The organism is Paucilactobacillus wasatchensis, from assembly GCF_000876205.1.
GTDB classification, from domain to species: Bacteria; Bacillota; Bacilli; order Lactobacillales; family Lactobacillaceae; genus Paucilactobacillus; species Paucilactobacillus wasatchensis.
On sequence record NZ_AWTT01000006.1, the window covers coordinates 26,384 to 48,739 of the forward strand.

Annotated in this window: 18 protein-coding genes; 7 read left to right on the forward strand and 11 right to left on the reverse strand. The window is 40.8% G+C overall.

Annotation, left to right across the window (positions count from 1 at the left end):
• Positions 1-83: 83 nt before the first annotated feature.
• The gene (locus tag WDC_RS02015; protein ID WP_044010149.1) at positions 84-1,478 is read left to right on the forward strand and encodes an APC family permease; all 1,395 of its coding nucleotides are present in this window, start codon (positions 84-86) and stop codon (positions 1,476-1,478) included.
• A 374-nt stretch (positions 1,479-1,852) separates the two neighbouring features.
• On the opposite strand, the gene WDC_RS02020 is transcribed toward WDC_RS02015, so the two are convergent.
• Genes WDC_RS02020 through WDC_RS02035 form a run of 4 tightly spaced genes read right to left on the reverse strand, consistent with a single transcriptional unit; the run spans position 1,853 to position 5,656 of the window.
• Positions 1,853-2,923, reverse strand: coding sequence for an ABC transporter substrate-binding protein (locus WDC_RS02020; protein ID WP_044010150.1), 1,071 nt, complete (start codon positions 2,921-2,923; stop codon positions 1,853-1,855).
• Complete coding sequence (locus WDC_RS02025) at positions 2,920-3,741, reverse strand: ABC transporter permease (protein WP_044010151.1); 822 nt, start codon at positions 3,739-3,741, stop codon at positions 2,920-2,922. The genes WDC_RS02020 and WDC_RS02025 overlap by 4 nt, the downstream gene beginning before the upstream one ends.
• The gene (locus tag WDC_RS02030) at positions 3,738-4,547 is read right to left on the reverse strand and encodes an ABC transporter permease (RefSeq protein WP_044010152.1); all 810 of its coding nucleotides are present in this window, start codon (positions 4,545-4,547) and stop codon (positions 3,738-3,740) included. The genes WDC_RS02025 and WDC_RS02030 overlap by 4 nt, the downstream gene beginning before the upstream one ends.
• A gap of 26 nt (positions 4,548-4,573) precedes the next feature.
• On the reverse strand, positions 4,574-5,656 hold the full coding sequence (locus tag WDC_RS02035) for an ABC transporter ATP-binding protein (RefSeq protein ID WP_044010153.1): 1,083 nt from the start codon (positions 5,654-5,656) through the stop codon (positions 4,574-4,576).
• A gap of 121 nt (positions 5,657-5,777) precedes the next feature.
• Here WDC_RS02035 and WDC_RS02040 point away from each other — a divergent pair, with 121 nt between their 5' ends.
• Entirely contained in the window at positions 5,778-8,180 is a 2,403-nt protein-coding gene (locus tag WDC_RS02040; RefSeq protein WP_044010154.1) for a Xaa-Pro dipeptidyl-peptidase, read from the forward strand.
• Here the strand turns inward: WDC_RS02040 and WDC_RS02045 are convergent.
• Both WDC_RS02045 and WDC_RS02050 read right to left on the reverse strand, forming a co-directional pair.
• Positions 8,168-8,701, reverse strand: a complete 534-nt coding sequence (locus WDC_RS02045; RefSeq protein WP_044010155.1) for a biotin transporter BioY — start codon at positions 8,699-8,701, stop codon at positions 8,168-8,170. The genes WDC_RS02040 and WDC_RS02045 overlap by 13 nt on opposite strands.
• Positions 8,694-9,674 (reverse strand): biotin--[acetyl-CoA-carboxylase] ligase, encoded by a 981-nt coding sequence (locus WDC_RS02050; protein ID WP_044010156.1) that lies wholly within the window; start codon positions 9,672-9,674, stop codon positions 8,694-8,696. Before WDC_RS02050 ends, WDC_RS02045 begins: the two co-directional genes overlap by 8 nt.
• A 113-nt stretch (positions 9,675-9,787) precedes the next feature.
• Between WDC_RS02050 and WDC_RS02055 the strand changes: the two genes are divergently transcribed.
• Both WDC_RS02055 and WDC_RS02060 read left to right on the forward strand, forming a co-directional pair.
• Positions 9,788-10,699, forward strand: a complete 912-nt coding sequence (locus tag WDC_RS02055) for a proline-specific peptidase family protein (RefSeq protein WP_044010157.1) — start codon at positions 9,788-9,790, stop codon at positions 10,697-10,699.
• Positions 10,700-11,245: 546 nt separating this feature from the next.
• Entirely contained in the window at positions 11,246-11,875 is a 630-nt protein-coding gene (locus tag WDC_RS02060) for an HAD family hydrolase (RefSeq protein WP_225349607.1), read from the forward strand.
• A gap of 234 nt (positions 11,876-12,109) precedes the next feature.
• On the opposite strand, the gene WDC_RS02065 is transcribed toward WDC_RS02060, so the two are convergent.
• Positions 12,110-13,654, reverse strand: a complete 1,545-nt coding sequence (locus tag WDC_RS02065; protein ID WP_044010159.1) for an ABC-F family ATP-binding cassette domain-containing protein — start codon at positions 13,652-13,654, stop codon at positions 12,110-12,112.
• A 153-nt stretch (positions 13,655-13,807) separates the two neighbouring features.
• On the opposite strand from WDC_RS02065, the gene WDC_RS02070 reads away from it, so the two are divergent.
• Complete coding sequence (locus WDC_RS02070) at positions 13,808-14,188, forward strand: VOC family protein (protein ID WP_044010160.1); 381 nt, start codon at positions 13,808-13,810, stop codon at positions 14,186-14,188.
• A gap of 72 nt (positions 14,189-14,260) precedes the next feature.
• Here the strand turns inward: WDC_RS02070 and thrC are convergent, their stop codons facing one another.
• Positions 14,261-15,754, reverse strand: coding sequence for a threonine synthase (gene thrC / locus WDC_RS02075; protein WP_044010161.1), 1,494 nt, complete (start codon positions 15,752-15,754; stop codon positions 14,261-14,263).
• Between the two features lie 110 nt (positions 15,755-15,864).
• Here thrC and WDC_RS02080 point away from each other — a divergent pair, with 110 nt between their 5' ends.
• A complete protein-coding gene (locus tag WDC_RS02080) occupies positions 15,865-17,148 on the forward strand; it encodes a homoserine dehydrogenase (protein WP_044010162.1) in 1,284 nt (427 codons plus the stop codon).
• Positions 17,149-17,181: 33 nt separating this feature from the next.
• Positions 17,182-18,048 carry a homoserine kinase gene (gene thrB, locus WDC_RS02085; RefSeq protein ID WP_044010163.1) on the forward strand — a complete coding sequence of 289 codons (867 nt, stop codon included), beginning with the start codon at positions 17,182-17,184 and terminating at the stop codon, positions 18,046-18,048.
• 50 nt (positions 18,049-18,098) lie between these two features.
• On the opposite strand, the gene WDC_RS02090 is transcribed toward thrB, so the two are convergent.
• From WDC_RS02090 to WDC_RS02100, 3 genes are all read right to left on the reverse strand, one after another.
• The gene (locus WDC_RS02090) at positions 18,099-19,091 is read right to left on the reverse strand and encodes a ketopantoate reductase family protein (protein ID WP_044010164.1); all 993 of its coding nucleotides are present in this window, start codon (positions 19,089-19,091) and stop codon (positions 18,099-18,101) included.
• An 811-nt stretch (positions 19,092-19,902) separates the two neighbouring features.
• Complete coding sequence (locus WDC_RS02095) at positions 19,903-21,153, reverse strand: DUF1015 domain-containing protein (RefSeq protein ID WP_044010165.1); 1,251 nt, start codon at positions 21,151-21,153, stop codon at positions 19,903-19,905.
• On the reverse strand, positions 21,153-22,355 hold the full coding sequence (locus WDC_RS02100; protein WP_044010166.1) for a phosphoglycerate dehydrogenase: 1,203 nt from the start codon (positions 22,353-22,355) through the stop codon (positions 21,153-21,155). Before WDC_RS02100 ends, WDC_RS02095 begins: the two co-directional genes overlap by 1 nt.
• Position 22,356: the final 1 nt, after the last annotated feature.

Genomic DNA, 22,356 nt, shown 5'->3' on the forward strand with positions numbered 1-22,356 from the left:
TAATTGACTTTTAATCTTAACCAACGGTATGATAATTTCTAGTTTAAGCGCAATTATTCAATTAATCAAAGGTGGTTTAAGTTATGTCAGCAAAAATTTTTCGCAAGGAGAGTCTCGGTCGTTACTTGGAACGTGACAATCGTTTTACCAAAACGTTATCCGCGTTTGATCTCATTGCTTTGGGGGTCGGTGCCGTCATTGGTACCGGAATTTTCATTTTACCAGGGACGGTTGCTGCTACAACCAGCGGTCCTGGAATTATTTTATCATTTTTAGGCTCTGCAGTCGTTTGTGCACTGGCAGCGATGTGTTACGCAGAGTTTTCATCAGCATTGCCAGTTGCTGGTAGTGCCTATTCATATGGCAACGTGGTCATGGGAGAAATTGTCGGTTGGATTTTAGGCTGGGCCTTAATCCTAGAATACATGCTTGCTGTGGCTGCAGTGTCAACCGGTTGGGCGGCCTATTTCAATTCATTCATCGAGGGTTTTGGCTTGCACGTCCCTAAGGCACTGTCTGGTTCATTTAATCCAGCCGGTGGTACCTATATCAACCTAGTTGCAGTACTAATTGTTTTGGCAATCGCCTTTTTGCTATCTCGTGGGATGACGACCTCAGTTCGAATTAACAATTGGGCCGTGATTATCAAAATTGCAATCATCATTGTCTTTGTTTTAGTCGGCATGTTTTACATCAAGCCAACTAACTGGCACCCGTTTTTACCATATAAAATGAAGGGTGTTTTCCAAGGGGCTGCCTTGGTATTCTTCGCCTACTTAGGCTTTGACGCTGTTTCATCTTCTGCGGCAGAGGTTAAAAATGCCAAGAAAAATATGCCAATTGGAATTATCGGAACCCTACTCGTGGCCACCATTCTTTACATGGCAGTGGCGGTAGTCCTCACTGGAATGGTGAAATATACCAAACTAGATGTCGCCAACCCAGTTGCATTTGCACTCCAGGCAGTGAACCAAAACTGGACTGCTGGCTTAATTTCGATTGGCGCTTTAATCGGTATGTTCACTATGATGGTTACAATGATTTATTCCAGTTCGCGCTTAGTTTATTCAATTGGTCGTGACGGTTTATTACCATCATACTTGGATAAAATTGAAGCTAAACATAAAATCCCACGTAATGCGTTGATCACAGTGACGATTGTGATTGCAGCGATGGGCGGTCTGGTACCACTGGATGAATTAACCAGCTTGGTTAACATTGGTACATTGATTGCCTTTACGTTCGTGTCATTCGGCATTATCCCCCTGCGTCACCGCAAAGATATCAAAAACGAAGGTGGTTTCAAGGTGCCGTGGTACCCAGTACTACCAATCATTTCAGGAATTGCTTGCGTCGCCATGTTGACACAACTTAAGTTAGAAACATGGATCGCATCAGGAATTTGGTTTCTGATTGGCTTAGTACTTTACTTCTCTTATGGATTTTCGCATAGTAAATTAAACAAAAAAAGAGTGTGAACAAGGCCGCTAAGAGTTCGTAGGCTAAGTTAAAATAGGTAATTGAGTAATCGGTCTTTGATTACTTGATTACCTATTTTGATTTAGCCCTAGGACTCTGGCCTGGTAAACACGTCTCCGCAACAAAAATTAAAAGCGATCACCCCAACAAGTTTCCTGAATAAAATATTTTCAAAATAAAAATTTAATCCTATAAAGCATTAAAAACTGCAGGACGTGATTGCATCACCCACCGCTCTCTTTGGCAGCATTGCGGCAACGTGCTCCCAACCGCAAAAATCTGCGTGTAGCATAAAAACCTGCAGGACGTGATTGCATCACGCCCTGCAGGTTTTTTCGTTACACTCCGACTTTTTTACGCGGTTGGTCGCACTCTATTTGGTCATCTTAAACTCCAAAAATAAATCGTTATACTCACCAATCACCCTCAATGGTAGATCTTTATACACCTGCAGATTTTTGGTCACCTTATCTGAAGGATAAAATTCTGCGTTACTTGTCACCTTATTTGGCAAATACTTCATTGCCACTTTATTAGGAGTGGCATAACCAATGTATTCTGCATTTTTTGCCGCATTTTTAGGCTGCAACATGAAATTTAAAAAAGCGTATGCTGCTTTTTTGTGCTTAGCCGTCTTTGGAATTACCCAGTTATCAAACCACATATTACTGCCTTCGCTGGGAACGACATAGTGCAAATGTGAGTTATTGCCCATCATCTCCGCCGCTTCACCCGAATATGTGACCGCAATTGCAGCTTCATTTTGTTCCATATACATTTTGATTTCGTCGTCCACCACTGCTTTTGTATTTGGCATTAATTTCTTCAACTTATTATTGGCCGCTCGTAAATCGTTTGTATTGGTTGCGTTCACTGATTTTCCCTGGGTAATCAGTGCCACACCAAGCATGTCACGTGCGCTGTCCGTCAGTATTATTTGCTGCTTAAATGCTGGATTCCATAATTGGTCCCAATGCTGCACTTGCTCAGCCTTAACGTACCGATCATTATAAACAATTCCCAACGTACCCCAAAAATATGGCACTGAATAACTATTATGCGGATCAAATGAAAGATTCATAAAGCGTGAATCAATATTTTTCAACGCTGGTAGCTTAGATTTGTCTACCTTTTCCAGTAAATTTGCCCGTCGCATCCGTTGCACTGTGTAATCACTAGGAACCGTTAAATCATAGCTCGTACCGCCCTGTTTTATTTTGGTCAACATTGCTTCGTTGCTATCAAAGGTTTCATAAACCACGTGATAGCCAGTTTCATGCTCAAATTTTGTAATCAGGGCTGGATCAATATAATCTCCCCAATTATAAATATTGAGTGTTTTACTACCTGATGTACTGGTACGGGCATTCATACTGTAATTAATGCCACCGAGCGCGCCACAAATGAATAGCACTAAAGCGATCACCATCATTAATTTTTTCATTGATTAATTTTCGCCTCCGCTGCTTTGACACGCTGCATTCGGCGACTTTGATTATATCGACCGAGTAGATAATAGCCCACCACCAGTAACAACGATACGATGAACATTAAGGTTGACAGTGCGTTAACTTCTAAATCAACTCCCTGGCGTGCACGTGAATAAATCTCGACGGATAGCGTTGAAAAACCATTCCCAGTGACGAAAAAAGTCACCGCAAAATCGTCCAACGAATAGGTAAACGCCATAAAAAAGCCAGCAAAAATACCCGGGGTGATGGCAGGCAAAATAACCTTGGTTAGCGTCTGCCAAGTAGTGGCACCCAAATCATAGGCCGCATCCACCATGGTTGCCGGCAATTCATTAATTTTGGGGAGCACCATTAGCACAACGATTGGAATGGAAAATGCAATGTGGCTTAATAAAACCGAGCCAAATCCAAGGCTAAAACCTAAAAAGGTGAAAAAGATCAGAAAACTGGCACCAATAATGACATCCGGCGATACCATTAAAACGTTGTTAAGCGATAACAACCCATTTTTTACCGCTGCCTTTTTAGTGGAGTAAATTCCTAACGCTCCCAACGTACCAACAATAGTTGCAATTAAAGACGATAGCAGCGCAATGATTAGTGTGTTCAGTACAATACTAATCATCCGTGAATCACTAAGCAACGTACCATAATGGCGCCACGAGAAACCACTAAAATGATCCATCGTGTCGCCAGCATTAAAGGAATAAAAAATCAAATAAATAATTGGTAAGTAGAGCACCAAAAAAACAAAAATTAGGTATAAATTACTGATATGCCATTTTTTCATTGAATTCGTCCTCCCTTTGCCTTACGATCCCGGGTCAAATACATCACCACAAACATCGCTAAAATTAGGACAACTCCAATGGTAGAACCCATCCCCCAATTTTGGGTCACAAGAAAATGCTCTTCGATTGCCGTCCCCAGGGTAATCACACGGTTCCCACCAATTAGGCGGGTAATCATGAATAGAGATAACGATGGGATAAAGATTGCCTGAAAACCTGCCTTCACTCCTGGCATTGTTAGTGGTAGAATCACCCGCCGAAAAGTTTGCCAACTATTGGCACCTAAGTCACGACTAGCATTAATCATCGATGGATTTAATTCCGCCAGCGAGTTAAAAATCGGTAAAATCATAAACGGAATCTCAATATATGCAGCCACAAAAATAAAACTGGCATCAGTAAATAAGATTTGGTGGCTGCCCACACCCACAAACCGCAAAAAATCATTAACCGATCCATTTTGGCTGAATAATCCGATGAAGGCGTACGTTTTAAGCAATAAATTAATCCAAGTTGGCAAAATAACCAACAATAGCCAAAATTGTTTGTTTTTGAGCCGATTTAGCAATAACGCAGTCGGATAACTAATCAGCAATGTACTCATGGTAATAATCAGCGCATATAAAATAGAATTGAACGTCATCTTTAAGTACACACCATTAGTCAAATACTGTTCATAGTTGCCCATAGTAAAGTGACCGCTAATGTTAAAAAATGATTGATACAAAATTAATGCCATCGGTGCAATGACAAACAATCCGATCCACAACATGTATGGAATTAAATATGTGGTTTTCTTGTGCATCTTCTTATCCTCATTTCAATGCCGCTTTATTCGTAGGTTTCCAACCGAGCATCAAAGTCGTCTTCCGTTTCGTGGTAGCGCATAATGTGAATATCCTCGGGTTCAAATGCCAGACCGACGATTTGGCCGACACTAGTCTTATGAATCGAATTGATTTTCCACTCGTTATTCATTTTGTCATGAGCGCTAATTTGGTAATCCACGCCCCGAAAAAGTTGGGTATCAACCGTCACATTAACCTGACCTGTGTCAACAGCAACAATATCCAGATCTTCCGGCCGAATCACCACTTCCACCGCCTCGTTTGGCTTCATCCCCGCATCAACACAACTAAAATCCTGACCATCAAAATTAACAACATAATCACGTTGCATCTTGCCGGGAACAATATTGCTCTCACCAATAAAATCAGCTACAAAATGATTAATTGGTTCATCATAAATATCAACAGGAGAACCACTTTGCAAAATTTTGCCGGCATTCATGACGAAGATTTGATCGCTCATTGCCAATGCTTCTTCTTGGTCATGCGTCACGAAAATGAAGGTAATTCCCAGGCGCCGTTGTAAATCTCGCAACTCACCTTGCATTTCTTTGCGTAATTTGTGGTCCAAGGCTGATAATGGCTCATCTAACAGTAATACTTTTGGCTCATTCACAATTGCCCGAGCAATCGCCACTCGTTGCTGCTGACCACCAGACAGCTCAGAAATCTCCCGGTTACCATAATCACTCAAGTGCACCAGTTTGAGTGCTTCGTTAACGGCCGTCTTTATTTCTGTTTTACTGATTTTACGAATTTCTAAGCCAAATGCTACGTTTTCAAACACATTTAAGTGTGGAAATAGCGCATAATCTTGAAAAACTGTATTAACTTGGCGTTCATTAGCTGGCAGCTCATTAATTTTTTGACCTTCAAATAAAATATCGCCACTCGTTGCATCGGCGAATCCAGCAATTAAACGTAAAATCGTTGTTTTACCACAGCCCGATGGTCCTAACAGGGTGTAAAATTTGCCTGCTTCGATCTCAAAATCAATCTCATCAAGAACTTTGGTTTCATCAAAACTTTTATTGACCTGCCGAAATTCAATTACACTATTTGCCACTTCACGACCTCCAATTTTTAGTTTTATGATTTATTATTTTTATTACTCTGGTACACTTGTCATAACTTATTATACGTAATTTGTTGGACCACTTAAACTTTTTTTACAAAGGAGTTTTAACATGAAAAATAATCAGTTTAGTATTACTCCAACTACTCATCAACAAAAAATAGCCGAGCTAACTCGAATAGGCTTTTTACCCAGCGAATTCCATTTCGCCAATTCCAAGGAACTTTGGCAACACTTTTTACAACTTTCCTACCCAGAATCCGGTAATCCAGCCAATGTAAGCCAGTTTTTAGCGGGCTTATTAGCTACTCAAGACACTGCGGTGCCCGATTTTTTGGAATCATACGAACCACTGACCACTGAAATTTTCTATGTGGTGGCATTGCAATTACTCCAGTTTGAACCCGAGCTGGATTTCAAACCAAATGACATTATTCAAAGTATGAAAAAAATTCAGCTACCATTTTTAATGCCCACAAAATGGGATCAGACGACGATTATTGATGCTTGGTATTTATTACTATGTACCCATACAAAAAACGGTCAAACGTTATTGGACAATTTAACCGGCCGTGGCTTTTTAACCCCATTGTATGACTTACCCGCTGCCCAAAAACCAATTTTTTTTAATGGTAAATCCATCGCTATTTTTGACCCAACCAAGTTAATCCATGAAGTTGTCTACGTTGAATCATCACTTGATACTGATCGGGATCAACAAGCCGATTTACTCAAAGTGGAAATTCTGCGACCAGGTGACACAAACGGTCATTTAAAGGTTCCCGCCGTCTATACTGCCAGTCCATATAACCAGGGAACCAACAATGCTTGGGGCGATCAATTAACCCACAACGTGAATGTTCCTTTGGCTCATAAATCAGCAACTACCTTTCAAACAAATACCACACCGTTTACAGCACCAACCAAAACCATCACCACCACAGCAACAACAAAGCAAGCCACCGAAACCTTCAGCAGGGAAGCGTCCTATACGTTAAATGACTATTTAGCCGTTCGTGGTTTTGCCATTGCTTATGCGGCGGGTATTGGCACTAAAAATTCTGGGGGCATGCAAACATGCGGCTCGCCTGAGCAAACAAAAGCGACTGTGGCCGTCACTGAATGGTTAACAGGCAAACGAAAAGCATTCACCAATCCAACTGACGGCACTCAAATTAAGGCGTGGTGGTGCAATGGCAATGTGGCAATGACGGGTCGTTCCTATTTAGGCACCTTAGCCACTGCTGCTGCAACCACCGGAATAGCAGGTCTAAAAACGATTATTAGTGAAGCTGCCATTTCCAGTTGGTACGATTACTACCGCGAAAATGGTCTAGTGATGGCTCCGGGAGGTTTCCAAGGCGAAGACGCTGATGTATTAGCTGCTGAAACGTTTAGCCGCAAACTAACAGCCGCTGACTATCACTCAATCAAGCCAGTTTTTCATCAATATTTACATGAAATGCAGGTGGCAATGGATCGGCAAACTGGTAGCTATAATGATTTTTGGCGAGCTCGTAATTATCGTCTAAACCTAGCTAATGTCACGGCTGACGTGTTATTAGTGCATGGTCTGAATGACTGGAACGTGAAATTGAATCAAGCCAAAGAAGTCTGGGATCACCTGCCAAACACCATTTCTAAGAAAATTATTTTGCATCAAGGCCATCATATTTATATTAACGCATTTCGCTCATTTGATTTTTCTGACATCGTGAATCTGTGGCTAACTAATAAATTGTGGGAAGTTGCTAATCAGGCAGATGAAATTTTGCCTGCCGTGATCGCACAAGACAATATTAACCTTGAAACTTGGCACCCATTTGACAACTGGGAAGAAAGCGGGCAACAACAAACTTGGTTCCTGCATGATAAATCGCTAATAAATGCACCACAAAAAAATGCACAACTGCAAACATTTAATGACCAGCAGCCTAACCAAACTTTTACTGATTTTTGCCGACAGCCAGCCCAGTGGCAAAGCACAATGGCACTGACATCCAATCAATTTAGTTTGTGCTTCAAAACTGGAACTACCAAAGATGAACTACTCTTGCGCGGAACGCCAATGCTTCAAATCCGAGTGGCTAGTTCAACTGATCATGGTCTCATTAGTGCCCAATTAGTCGACTATGGAATGACTAAGCGATTCAACGAGGCGCCATCTATCTTACAACGAAATGGTATTCAACTTGGCTTTAACTGGCGTGAAGATGATCTGCGTGAGTTTAAACTAGCAACGCGCGCAACGCCATATAAAATTATTTCTTACGGGCATATTAACCTGCAAAATCGACACAACGCCCAACAAACTGACAACCTAGTGGCTAATCAATTTGTGGACGCACAGTTTGATTTGCAACCAATTTTTCATCACTTAGCAATTGGCCACCAATTAGGTTTACTAATTTTTGCCACTGATTTTGGGATGACACAACGTGGCAATGAACCAATTACTTATCAAGTTGATTTAAGTGGCAGCCAGTTATTAATTCCAACTGTTCAACGCAGCTGAAGTGGCTCTCGCAATCGGCGCAACAACAATTGACCAATTAGCGCTGCCAGTACAGCTTTAATCACTGCCGGAATTAAAAATGGGGTTATTCCGGCGGTTAAAGCCGCTTGCCAGCCCAACTGACTGGTAAATTTCAACCAAATTGCACCAATTACCAGTTGACTAAATGCACCAACTAAATTACCGACAATGAGATATTTGTCGGCTTTTTTATTGACTAAACTAATCAACCAAGCTTGGACAAAAAAAGCCCACAAGTAGCCACCAGATGGGCCGAATAGCACCCCCAGGCCAGCCGTTCCACCAGCAAAAACTGGCAAGCCAACTAGTCCCAACAGTAAATACCCACCAATCGCCCACGTTGACAGGCGAATATCAGAAATGGTGGCTAAAATTCCGACTGCCAGCGTCTGGGCCGTGAATGGAATTAGTGGTAACGGAATAATGATTTGCGCGCTAATTGCTAATAAAATTGCGAGTTGCGCCGCATAAATAATACCGCGAATACGTGTTTTAGCCATGATAACCACCATCCAATAAATTTAATTTTGTAATTTCTCCGGCACTCAACGTTAGCAATTCCCCACTACCCGCTTTGAGAACAAGTTCGCCTTCGTTATTAACATCTTTCACCTGCCCGTGCACAGTTTGCTTACCAACTTTAACAGTGACCGAATGACCAATCACAATGCTTCGTTGTTTGTATTCGTCCATTAATCGTCCCGAATTAAAATCTTCAATCATCTGCCAAAAACCATTAATAATTTGAATCGCCGTTTCATTGCGATTAACTTGCAAATGATTTTGGTTAATCGCGCCTACCTTACTGCTTAAATCTGCTGGGATCAGCCGATTACCCTCTAAATTGACGCCGATCCCGATAATTACATTACTAATTTGGCCACTTTCAAAGTTGGTCACCGCTTCAGATAAAATACCGGCTACCTTATGCTGGTTAACAATTAAATCATTGACCCATTTAATGGCAACACGGACTTTGTATTGCCGTTCCAATACCCGTGCCACCGCCACTGAAGTCCCAGTCGTTAGCAGACCCGGGTGAATTTGTTGTGTGCCAATTGGCAATAAGAAACTCAAATAAATTCCTGTTTGTGCTGGCGAGTAGAACTGACGCCCAAAACGTCCGTAGCCGCCAGTCTGTTCATTAGCAACGATCGTCGCCGGTTGACCACTGTTTGTCATCGCCAATTCTTTGGCTCGTTTATTAGTCGAATCAATTGACTGATGGACCTCCAGGAGACAATCTTGCTTCATTCCCTGCGCAATAATTGCTTGGTTCAACATTTGATTTGGCACATAACGGTAGCCTCGACCACTTTGACTTTCAATTTGCTGACCATCTTGTTGCAGCTGTTTCACAGCCTTCCAAATGGCAGTACGTGACACATCTAACTGTGCCACCAACTGAGTGCTATTAGTCCAGGCGTTTTGATGCGCATTTAAATATTGTAGTACCGCTGCTTTTGTGTCCATTCTTTTTGCCTCGTTAACCAATTTTTAATTAAGGTTAACAGAAATAAACATAATTGGCAATCACTAAAAAAAGCGCTACACTAATAACAATTTATTAGAAAATGGGTGATCTGATGAAACAAGGAACAACAATTCTAACACTTGATAATGGTTACCATCTATGGACTAACACGCAAGGTAGTGGCGATATTCATTTACTCTGCTTGCATGGCGGTCCTGGTGGCACGCATGAATACTGGGAAAATTTTGCACAAGAATTAAAGAAACAAGGACTCGATGTTACTGTTCATATGTATGATCAACTTGGATCATTTTACTCTGACCAACCAGATTATTCTGATCCCGACATCGCCGCTAAGTACTTAACTTACGATTACTTTTTGGATGAAGTCGAAGAAGTCCGCCAAAAGTTAGGCCTCGATAACTTTTACTTGATCGGTCAAAGCTGGGGTGGTGCCTTAGTTCAAATGTATGCATTGAAGTACGGCCAACATTTGAAGGGTGCTATTATTTCATCAATGGTCGACAATATTGATGAATATGTTACTAATATCAACAAAGTTCGTGAAGATGCCTTACCTGCTGATGCCGTGGCCTATATGAAGGAATGCGAAGCCAAAAACGATTACGACAATGACCGTTATCAAGGTTACGTTGACATTTTGAATGCCGGTTACGTTGACAGAAAACAGCCACCTGCAATTTCACATTTGATTAGCACCATGGCCACACCCGTTTACAATGCATTTCAAGGAGATAACGAGTTCGTAATTACCGGTAAATTAAAGGAATGGGATGTTCGGGACCAAATTAAAAATATCACCATGCCAGCACTAATTACCTTTGGTGAACACGAAACAATGCCACTGGAAACAGCAAAACGAATGGCACAACAAATCCCACACGCCCGGCTAGTAACCACGCCAAATGGTGGTCATCATCACATGATCGACAACGCCCCAGTCTACTTTGACCACTTAGCAACATTTATTCGAGATGTAGAAGCGGATGAGTACAAAGATTAGAGTGTGAGTAACCGCGCTCATAAACTGAAGTATAACGATAAATAGAGCAGTATGGTTCGTTTTTTGAACCATACTGCTCTATTTATTGTTATACGGAAGTTTTTGCGATTACCGAACACGTTTACTGAATAAAAAAATTACGCTTAGAGCAGTATGGTTCGTTTTTTTGAACCATACTGCTCTATTTATCGTTATACGGAAGTTTTTGCGGTTACCGAACACGTTTACTGAATAAAAAAATTAAGCTTAAAGCAGTAGGGTTCGTATTTTGAACCATACTGCTCTATTTATTGTTGTACTGAAGTTTTTGCGGTTACCGAACACGTTTACTGGATAAAAAAATTAAGCTTAAAACCGTATGGTTCGTATTTTGAACCATACTGCTCTATTTATTGTTATACTCCAGTTTATGCGGTTACCGAACACGTTTACTGGATAAAAAATTATTGCTTTGACAAAGTCAATATTTCACTATAATTTGATTCTCTTTATCAACCCTGCTTAGATCTGGTATGATATTACTAATACATATCGGGAGGCTACGAATTGAAAAATTTTATTTTTGACGTTGATGGAACTCTGATTGATACAATCAAAATGTACATGCCGGCAATGCAAATTACACTTGCCAAACATGGTTACGATCGAGAATATGACGAATTAAGCCGAGTATTTGGTATTACTGCTATCGATGCACTCCGGGAAGTTGGCGTACGTGATAATGATTTACAACCAATTTTTAAAGAATGGTTCGCACTGGCTTACCAAAACTCAGACAAAGTGTCCGTTTATGCTGAAATTGACGATACATTACGACAACTAAAAACTCATTTCGGTGTTAAACTTGTTGTTGCAACTTCAAAAACAAACGACGAATACGTTAACGAGTTTCAGCCTAAGTTCTCGATCGCTAAATATTTCGATGCTCACATTACAGCTGATGACACGCAAAAACACAAGCCAGAACCAGAGCCAATCTTAGCAGGCCTCGCAAAAATAAATGCAGCGCCAGATGAATCGATGTATATCGGTGATACGATTAATGATTTGAAGGCAGCACATGCTGCGGGTATTAAATTTGGTTCAGCGTTATGGGGCGCTGCGGCACCGGAAGAGCTGGGAGACGCCGACTTCTCATTGCAACGTCCTAGTGAGTTACTGAGACTGCTCGACTAACTATTTTGACGGTCGAATTTAACCTTTCTCACAGATTTAATGAGTTCTGCAACCGCAAACACCGAAGTATAACCATGAAAGAGCATCAAACTTTTGTTTTGCTAATTTTCAATGTTTTATTGATCAAACGTGTTCTGCACCGAAGTATAACCATAGAAAAGACCACCGGGTTTATGAGCCCGATGGTCTTTTCTGCCGTTATACTTCGGTGTTTAAGCGCGGTTGCTAAACACTCTATTTTTTTAAACTCAACTTTTCCACATTTAAAACTTTATCCACCCAGCCGGTATAAAAGCTTTCCTCATGGCTGACCAAAATTAGATTGCCTGGAAATGCTTGTAGGGCTTTTTTTAGTCCCTCTTTTGTTTCGTCGTCTAGATGATTCGTTGGTTCATCCATGATTAAAAAGTTGGCGGGAGTTAATTCAAGAATTGCTAATTTGACCTTAGTTTGTTCTCCACCAGAAAGCAAATTCATCGGTTTCATTGCGTTGGCGGCATTAATGCCTGCTCCTGCCAATCTTGTTCGAATTGTTCGTGGCATCATCGTCGGAAATTGTTCTTGAATCGTCTGCAATGGTGACAATTCAGCATTGTCCCACTCCAAATCCTGATCAAAATAATTTACAATCGCAGATGGTGAAAATGTTGACTCGCCACCCTTAGCTGGTATTTTACCCAGAATTGATTTAATCAACGTTGATTTTCCAACCCCATTAAAGCCTTTAAAGATCAGCTTTTCACCCATTGTCATTGAAAATGTAACGGGTGCCAACAGTGGATGTGAATAACCAACTGATAATTCTTCCACATGCAGTGCATTTTGTGAGCCTGTGTTTTCATATGGAAATTTAAAACTGGCAACCAGATTTTCACTTGGTGGATCAATCCGTTCCATCCGTGCCAGCATTTTTTCACGCGATTTTGCCATCGTGGCTTTGGAGCCAGCCTTATTTTTGGTAATAAATCGTTCGGCTTTTTCTATCTGGACCTGTTGTTTCTCATATTCGCGTAACTGAGTTTCTTTGCGTTCTTCTTTTTGACGCATTGCTTGCTTGAAACTACCACGATACTTGGTGATTTTACCAAATGAAACATCGCAAATACAGTTAGTTACCTGCTCCAAAAAATCGTAATCATGGGAAATTACCATCACAGCACCATTAAAATCATTGAGATAGGTAATTAGCCAGTCAATGTGAGCAGTATCTAAGTAGTTCGTCGGTTCATCCAATAAAATAACGTCTGGACTTTCTAGCAGTAATTTTGCCAAAATAATTTTAGAACGTTGACCGCCACTCATTTCTGAGACGACATGGTCAGGACCAATCTCGTTGAGCCCAAGCCCACTCATGACCCGCTCAATTTCGGTTTCAATATCATAAAAATTACGTGCTTCTAGCTGTTCTTGGTAGCGGCCAGCCCGTTCCAACATTTTATCATCCATGTTAGTGGCGTATTCTTCGTAACACGTATTCATCAAGTCATTGATTTTATACAAATCTGCAAACGCAGTATGTAAAAAATCAATTAACGTTGTGCCGGCTGGAATATCTGCATATTGATCCAAATAACCAATGCGGATATTTTTTTGCCATTTAATTTCACCGGTCACCGGTAACACTGTGTCAGTCAAAATTTTGATTAGCGTACTTTTACCAGCCCCATTTTGGCCAACAATTCCCATATGCTCATTTTGATTAAGCTGAAAACTTGCGTCATCATATAGCTTTTTATCCGCAAAACTCATGCTTAAATTATCAACTTCTAGTAAACTCATTTCTGCTCCTCTGGTAACTTAATCTGGTTGATTAAGCTCACTTGTCATCTTCATCGCTGAAAGCTCAATGTTCATACACTATCACAATCGCCCTGATAGCGTCAATTGGTATGCTATAATATTCCTCAATAAACAAAAAGGAAGCACCCCATTATGAAAATTAAAGATATCGATCATATCACGTTAACGGTCACCGATTTGCCCGCCACGTTACGTTTTTACCACGAAGTATTTGACATGCCAATTATTGAAACTGATGATCAGCGCCAATCAGTGCTGTGTGGCAAACAAGCGATCAAGTTTCAGCTAGTTGACCAGCCCCACCCACCAACAGCCGGAGTACCCACCGCTGGCTCTGCAGATTTTTGTATTATTGTGAAGGACCCGCTAGATGAGGTTAAAAATCATCTGACTAGTTATTATGTTCCAATCATTGCTGGGCCAGTGGAACGAAATGGTGCCCATGGTAAAATAACTTCCCTGTACGTCAACGATCCTGATAATAATTTGATCGAAATCGCCGAATACCACTAACCAATCTTTATCATTGATACTAAAAAAGGATCAATTCCCAAATTTGAAGTGGGCATTGGTCCTTTTTTAAATCTACTGACGTGCAATTAAACTCTTTGTAATCAAATTTTTCATTAATGCAGGTTCAATCACTGTTTCTGCAATACTGTTAGCAGTATCCAATTCTTGAATTCCCGCTGGAATGTCGTCACCGAGATATTGATTCAACTGTTTTACCGCTGGTAAGCCAGTTTCTTGTGCCGACTGACCGGTAATCGCCTTTAATACCGTTTCTGGAAATTTATATGGGCTAGCAGTCGCTAAAATCACTGTTGGTTTACTGTCATCTGTCAATTCTTGCAAGTTACGTACCACTTTTGACGCTACCGCTGTATGTGGATCAATCGCATAATGATTCTCATGAAAGACCCGGTTGATTTCTTGTTCCACTTCTTTTTCAGCAGCAAAACCCGAAACAAAGCTATCCATTTTGGCATGCATTTCAGGTGTAATTTGATATTTGCCGGTCTGTTGTAATTGATTCATTAAATCGACCACAACATGTTCGTCTTCATCGGCAATCATAAAGAGTAACCGTTCCAAATTACTGGAAACTAAAATATCCATCGACGGAGCATTGGTCTGATAAAATGGCCGATTACGGTCGTAATTGCCAGTACGAATAAATTCAGTTAAAACGTTATTTTGATTAGAAGCACAAATCAATTTGTTAATCGGTAATCCTAATTTTTTGGCATAGTAACCTGCCAAAATATCACCAAAATTTCCAGTGGGCACTGCAAAATTAATCTGATCACCAAGCTCAATCTCACCGCGTTTAACGAGCTGGCTATAGGTATTAAAATAATAGGCCACTTGCGGAATCAACCGACCAATATTCATCGAATTAGCTGACGAGAATTGAGCTCCCTGCTTGTGTAATTGCTCGTTAAATGCCTGATCATTAAAGATTTGTTTAACCATTGTTTGTGCCTGGTCAAAATTACCCTTAACCGCAGCCACCTTCAAATTTTGTCCCGGTTGTGAAAGCATTTGCTTAAGTTGGATGGGGCTGACACCCTGGTACGGATAAAACACGATGACCTGAGTTCCATCTACATCACTAAAGCCACGCATTGACGCTGTTCCAGTATCACCAGACGTTGCTGTCAAAATAACTATTTGGCGGTTACTATGCTGAATCGTAGCAGCATTGGTCATTAAGTAAGGTAGTAATTGCAAGGCAACATCTTTGAACGCTAATGTAGGGCCATGGAATAATTCCATGTAATAGTTACCACCAACTTTTTTGGTAACAGGCACAATTTCTTTGCGATCAAAGTGATCCCCATATGCTGCCGTTACACTGGTCTTAATTTGTTCAGCTGAAAAGTCATCAAAGAACCAACTTAATACTAACTGTGCAATCTGTTGGTATGATAATTGAACTAATTGTTGCAATTTAAATTCTGGTTGCGGAAATTTGACTGGGACGTATAGGCCTCCGTCTGGTGCAAGCCCCTGCAAAATAGCAGCTGCCCCACTCAAAGTATGCTGATCATCACCACGGGTGCTACGATATTCCATTAATAAAGTCCTCCCAGTTTGTCCGTTTTATTAATTATAAACTATGCTCGCTAGATTGCCTATGCTAAAATACCTTTAAGTGATAACAAATAAAATTTGAGGTAATAAAAATGGAAACCATAAAAATTGGATTAGTTGGACTGGGTACCGTTGGTAGTGGTGTACTGCAGATGTTAACACAGAATCAAGCTAAAATTTCCAACATTACCGGTCGGCAATTGGATGTGAAAACAATTGTTGTTCGCGATATCAATAAACCACGAAATGTCAGTACCGATAATATCATGTTAACGGATGACTTGAACCAAATTATCAACGATCCAGAAATCAAAATTGTTGTTGAAGTTATGGGTGGCATTCACCCGGCCAAAGAAGTAATCACGGCGCTGTTGAACGCAAAAAAGCACGTGGTCACCGCTAATAAGGATTTAATTGCCTCAGCAGGTGAAGAACTCGCCAAAATTGCTCATGACAATCAGTGCGATTTGGTTTACGAGGCCAGTGTTGCTGGCGGAATTCCAATCTTGCGAACAATCGTTAACAGTTTTGCTGCTGACCAGATTATGGAAGTTAAGGGTATTGTTAATGGAACAACCAACTACATTCTGACGCAAATGCAACACAGAGGTTGGGGCTATCAAGAAGCTTTAAAAAAGGCCCAAGAATTAGGATTTGCCGAAAGCGATCCGACTAATGATGTGGCTGGAATTGATGCTGCCTACAAAATGATTATTTTAAGCCAGTTTTCGTTTGGTGTGCATTTATCGATTGATGATATGAAAATTATTGGCATCCAAGATATTCAATTAGAAGATGTTAAACAGGCTGATTCCTTTGGTTATACCATTAAGCTATTAGGAATTGCACGGCGAATTAATAACGGCATTTTCGCTGAAGTCGCACCTGTTTTAGTAGCCAAGGATCATCCATTGGCTACAATTAACAACGAAAATAATGCCGTCATGGTAACTGGTAGTGCCGTCGGAGAAACATTATTCTACGGTCCAGGTGCCGGTGGATTACCAACAGCGAACAGCGTCTTGAGTGATATTGTTTCAGTGACTAAAAACATTGTGCTGGGCACAACCGGAAATTCATTTAATAATTATCAACATGAAACCAATTTAGTGACGCCCGAAGATGTTGTCTATCCTTATTATTTGTCACTAGCAATGTTAGATGTTCCTGGTCAAATGCTTAAACTAACACAGCTAATGACTAAGATTGGTGCCAGTTTCAGCCAAATTGTGCAAACCAAACAAGACGATCAATCAGCACGGGTGGTAATCATCACTCATGATATGTCAAAAGATCAATTAGCCCAGTTGATTGCCCAAATTGCAGAATTTAAATCAATCGATCTCGTTGCCGCGTACAAAGTACTAGGCAATTAGTAATCTCAGCTTATCCGTGAAAGGAGATTTCCCATGAAGATTAAAGTACCTGCCACAACTGCTAATTTAGGCCCTGGGTTCGATTCAATCGGAATGGCCGTTTCTTTATTTTTAACTGTTGAAATATTAGAACCAACCTCCGCCTGGTATATCGAACACACACTAGGACCTAAAATACCGACCAATGAAAATAATTTGGTCATCAATACTGCCCTGCAAGTAGCGCCGCAGTTAAACCCGCACCATCTTAAAATGAAAACTGACATCCCCGTTACACGCGGCCTTGGCAGTAGTTCATCTGCGATTGTTGCTGGAATTGAAGTAGCAAATCAATTAGCCAATTTGCACCTCACCGATGACCAAAAGTTGGACTACGCTTGCAAAATTGAAGGCCATCCGGACAATGTTGCCCCCGCGATCTTAGGTAGTCTCGTAATTGGAACAGATATTGATGGCCATTTCAAGGCTGTCAGAGCCTCTTTCCCAGCTTTAGCTCTAATAGCCTATATTCCGTCATACGAACTCAAAACAAGCGATAGCCGTGATATTTTGCCCCAGCAAATCACATTTAAAGCCGCCACCCATGCCAGTTCAATTGCCAACACGTTTGTGGCTGCTTTGTTAATCAATGACTATAAATTGGCCGGCCAGTTAATTGAAGCTGATGAATTTCATGAACCATTTCGCCAAAAGCTCGTACCTGAATTATTGCCGATTCGTCAAATTGCCCATGAGTGTGATGCAATTGGCACTTACTTGAGTGGTGCTGGCCCAACGGTGATGACTATTTTACCGCCAGAAAAGGTTGCTAATTTTGTTGATCAGTTATCCCAACACGGATTCGATGACATTGCCGTTCAACTTAAGATTGAATCAGATGGTGTCACAGTAACCAAATAAAAAGCATGTGGAGCCCACGGCCACATGCTTTTTTGATACTCTTGTTAAGTTTAAACTTCTTCAGCCACTGGCTGTTCATCTTTGACGTCAAATCGTGATTTGAATTGGCGCATCTGTTCAGCTAAGTGCACTTCATGAACGACAAATTCATGGGTGCGGCATACATAATCGTGCTCTCGACCGATTTTAGCAATGTAGCCGTTAATATAATCTACTTCTGTTGGACGGTTCTTGGAGAAATCTTGGTACATTGATGGATAGTGATATGCATATGCGTGGCTAACTGTTTCCACCGAATCAATTTCTTCTTGCCGCGTCTCAACTAATTTAATGCCGGCCCGCTCACAAGCATCGTAGGCTTCATTAAACATCTGAGTTGCCATTTCGCGAACACCAGGATATTGAATAAATTGCCCCATTTGGATTTCAAACATTGTACAGATTGTATTCACAACGGCGTTAAAGACAACCTTGGACATCATTGTGCCCATAAAGTTTTGTGTAACAACTGGCCCTAAGCCTGCTTGCTTAAAGTCAGCTTCAATTGCATTCGTATAGTCATTAATTTGCTCATCATAGTTACACATGTGCATAACTTCGTTTCCTGCGGCACCCATGAAGTCAACATCACCAGGCCCATTGAATACGGTCGCAATCATTGCAGTACCGCCAATAATTCGTTCCTTTGGGAAATACTGACTGATAATATCAAAGTGTCCCATCCCATTCATTGCTGAAAATGCAATCTGATGGTCTTTAAAAATTGGTGCACAACGTTTCATAACGTCTTTTAATTGCATCTGTTTCACAAAGATAATCCACGCATCTGGATCTCCTTGATACTCTTCTGGATAATAAATATTGATTGGTACAATGTGTTTATTTTCATGGTCGCGAGCGATGTACACGCCACCTTGTTCTCTAATTTTTTCCACGTTGGGTTCCCAAGTGTCGATAAAATCAACATCACACCCTGCATTTTCTTGAATCATAGTTCCAAAACGAACACCCATAGCACCGGCACCAATTACTCCATATTTCATATTATCTCGTCCTTTCAAGAGAGTGTAAATGAAACCGGGTAAGTTCCGTAGGCTAAGCTTATTTAGCTTTGAGTGCGCTCTTAGCACTCGGAGCTAAATGAGCTTAGTCCTAGGAATTTGGTTTCATTTACACGTTTCAGCAATTAAGAGTGTAACTTTACCCGGTCAGCTTTCGTAGGCTAAGGGTGATTAATCGTGAGTGTGAATTATGCACTTGCGGTTAATTGCACTTAGCCCTAGAAAGTTGGGTAAAATTACACGTTTCAGCAACAAATCTCACCACCACGCGTACCTCCATCAAAAAGACTATAAGTGCGGCCAACTAACATTAGTTGTTTTAAATTTATTATGTGTCATAAAAGATCATCCTCTCTATGTAATGCAATATGTGTTGTGAGTATTGTTAATTTCTTATTCTATGTTTTAGCTTTAAATTTGATGAACAAAAAAGCGTCCTGCCGTAATTTTCATTACGATAAGGACGCTTTTGCGTGTTACCACCTTGAATTCATGACATACTCACATATGCCAACTCGACGGGTACTATTGGAAATACCTCGACATTATATTGGGTGTCTGCCCCTAATCTCTCGAAAAAGATTAACGCTTTAGATTATCTTTGATTGCTAGGAACCTACATCTTCTCATCAACGATGCTTGCTGAAAGGTTCGCTAATAACTACTCCGTAATCTAAGTTACACGCTGCTCATCAAATTTGTTGCAGTTAGTATACAAATTAATTAGATTACTTGTCAACACTTTTTCTAATTTATTTTTAATTAAATCAGTATAATCATTGTCATACCGGCGCTAATATCTCTCATCTTTTTTTAATTTTTCTAAACTATGAATGAACAAACCACTCAATAGTTTCGGTTCAAACCACGTTGACTTAGCCGGCATTAATTGATGTGCGTCCGCCACATCTAACAATTGATTCATTGTGGTCGGATACATCGCAAACGCCACCGTGTAATCACCGCTATCAACCATTGCTTTTAATTGATCCAGCCCTTCAATCCCACCAACAAAATTAATTCGTTTTTCATGAGCCAAATCGTGCAATCCAAAAATATTTTCTAAAATATTATGTTGCAATTTTGAAACATCTAATCGTTCAACCGGATCGGTTTCGTTCATCGTCTTTAATGGTGTTAACGAGAACCATTGACCACTCCAATACATACTGATTTCACCCTCATGACTTGGTTTGACCGCCTGATCCATTATTTGCACTTGGTAGTTAGCTCCTAAAACAGCTAAAAAATTATCCGGAATTGGTACGTTCAAAACACGATTATAATCCCAAATTTGTAACTCACTGGCTGGAAATACAATGGCTAAGAAATAATTAAATTCTGCGTCTGGCATCTCAGCCGGAAATTCCTGGCGGCGTTTGTGTGCCACCTTAACCGTTGAAGCCGCGCGATGATGGCCGTCTGCAATGTAAAAGGCTGGCACTTGTGCTGCAAATAACTGCTCCAATTGATTAAACTGAACTGGTAACTGCCACACTTCATGTTTAACACCAAAAAAGGCCGTAAATGAAACATCTGGTTCAGTTTGATCACAATAATCGTTAACCTGATTCATAATATCTGCTTGATCGCGATAGGTTAACAATATTGGACTAGAATTCACATTCGTAGCATCGATGTGCTTAATCCGGTCAGCCTCTTTAGCCGCACGGGTTAGTTCATGTTTTTTTATCCGATCATTTTCATAATCACTAGCACTAGCAGCACCCACAATCCCCAGCTGCCGGCGCCCGTTTAAAGTCATTGCATACGCATAATAAGAAGCATGTTCATCTTGCTTTAAAGTTCCATCTGCCAACCATTTTTGCAAATTAGTACGAGCTTGTTGGTAAACCTGTGGATCATATGGATCAATTGACGCAGGCAAATCGACTTCTGCCCGGTCAATATGAACAAACGAAAGTTCATTGGTGGCAGCATCTCGTGCTTGTTGGTCGTCCAGTACGTCATACGGCAGTGATGCTACTTTTTTCATCAATTCAAATGGCGGTCGTATAACACGAAACGGCTTGAATTTAACCACTAGTCTTCCTCCTTTTGAGTTGGGCGGGCAAGTCCGCGCACCCGAATAATTTCATCAATTGCTAAACATTTTTGTTCAAATTCTTCGTATAGTGCCGCTGTCATTGGCGCATCTACGTCTATCAATGTATACGCAAAATCACCTTTTGATGCATTGATCATGTTAGCAATATTAATATTTAATTCAGCTAAGACAGTTGTAATTCGGCCTAACATATTGGGTACGTTTTGATGTAAAAAAGTTAGTCGATATGGTGAATTAAACGGCATCCGCACAGCTGGATAATTGACAGAATGTTCAATTTCACCACTTTCCAAATACAAACGCAGCGTCTGAGCAACCATCTGTGCACAGTTATCCTCAGCTTCCTGCGTTGTGCCACCTAAATGTGGTGTCACCACTACCTTCTCGTGTTGCAATAGTTCACTAGACGCAAAATCAGTCCAATATTGTTTCAAATGACCGACGTTTAACGCAGCCAGGACTGGTGCTTCTTCCACAATACCATTACGAGAATAGTTCAGTAAAATGGCATCTTTTTTCATCATTAACAATTCATTAGCACCAATCAAATTTTTATTTTGTTCGTTATATGGAATGTGAATTGTTACAAAATCGCTTTGTGACAAAACTTCTGACAAAGTTGATGCTCGTTTGATGTCACTAGTCACCTGCCAGGCATGCTCAACTGAAATATAGGGATCGTAACCAATGACATTCATCCCCAATTGCCGAGCAGTATCAGCTACCTTTGAGCCCACCGCTCCTAATCCAATTACACCAAGTGTTTTACCAGCCAATTCAGCCCCACGATAATGGTTCTTACCAGCTTCAGCCTGCAAGGTAACATCAGCCTGCTCACCATCCGTCAATGTCTTAGCCCACGCAATCGCTGGAATCACTGGTCGCGACGCTAAAATGAGAACTGCGACGATCAATTCTTTCACCGCGTTGGCATTAGCTCCGGGGGCATTAAAAACAACCACTCCATTTTCACTTGCTTTTTGGAGTGGAATATTGTTCACCCCTGCACCAGCTCGGCCAATTGCTAACAAGCTGACGGGTAATACGTTACGATGCAGGTTTTGGCTTCTAATTAACAATGCATCCGGTTCTGCCACACCGTTAATACTGTATTTATTTTTAGGAAATACCGCCAAGCCAACATTTGAGATAACATTATAGGTTTTAATTGCAAACATG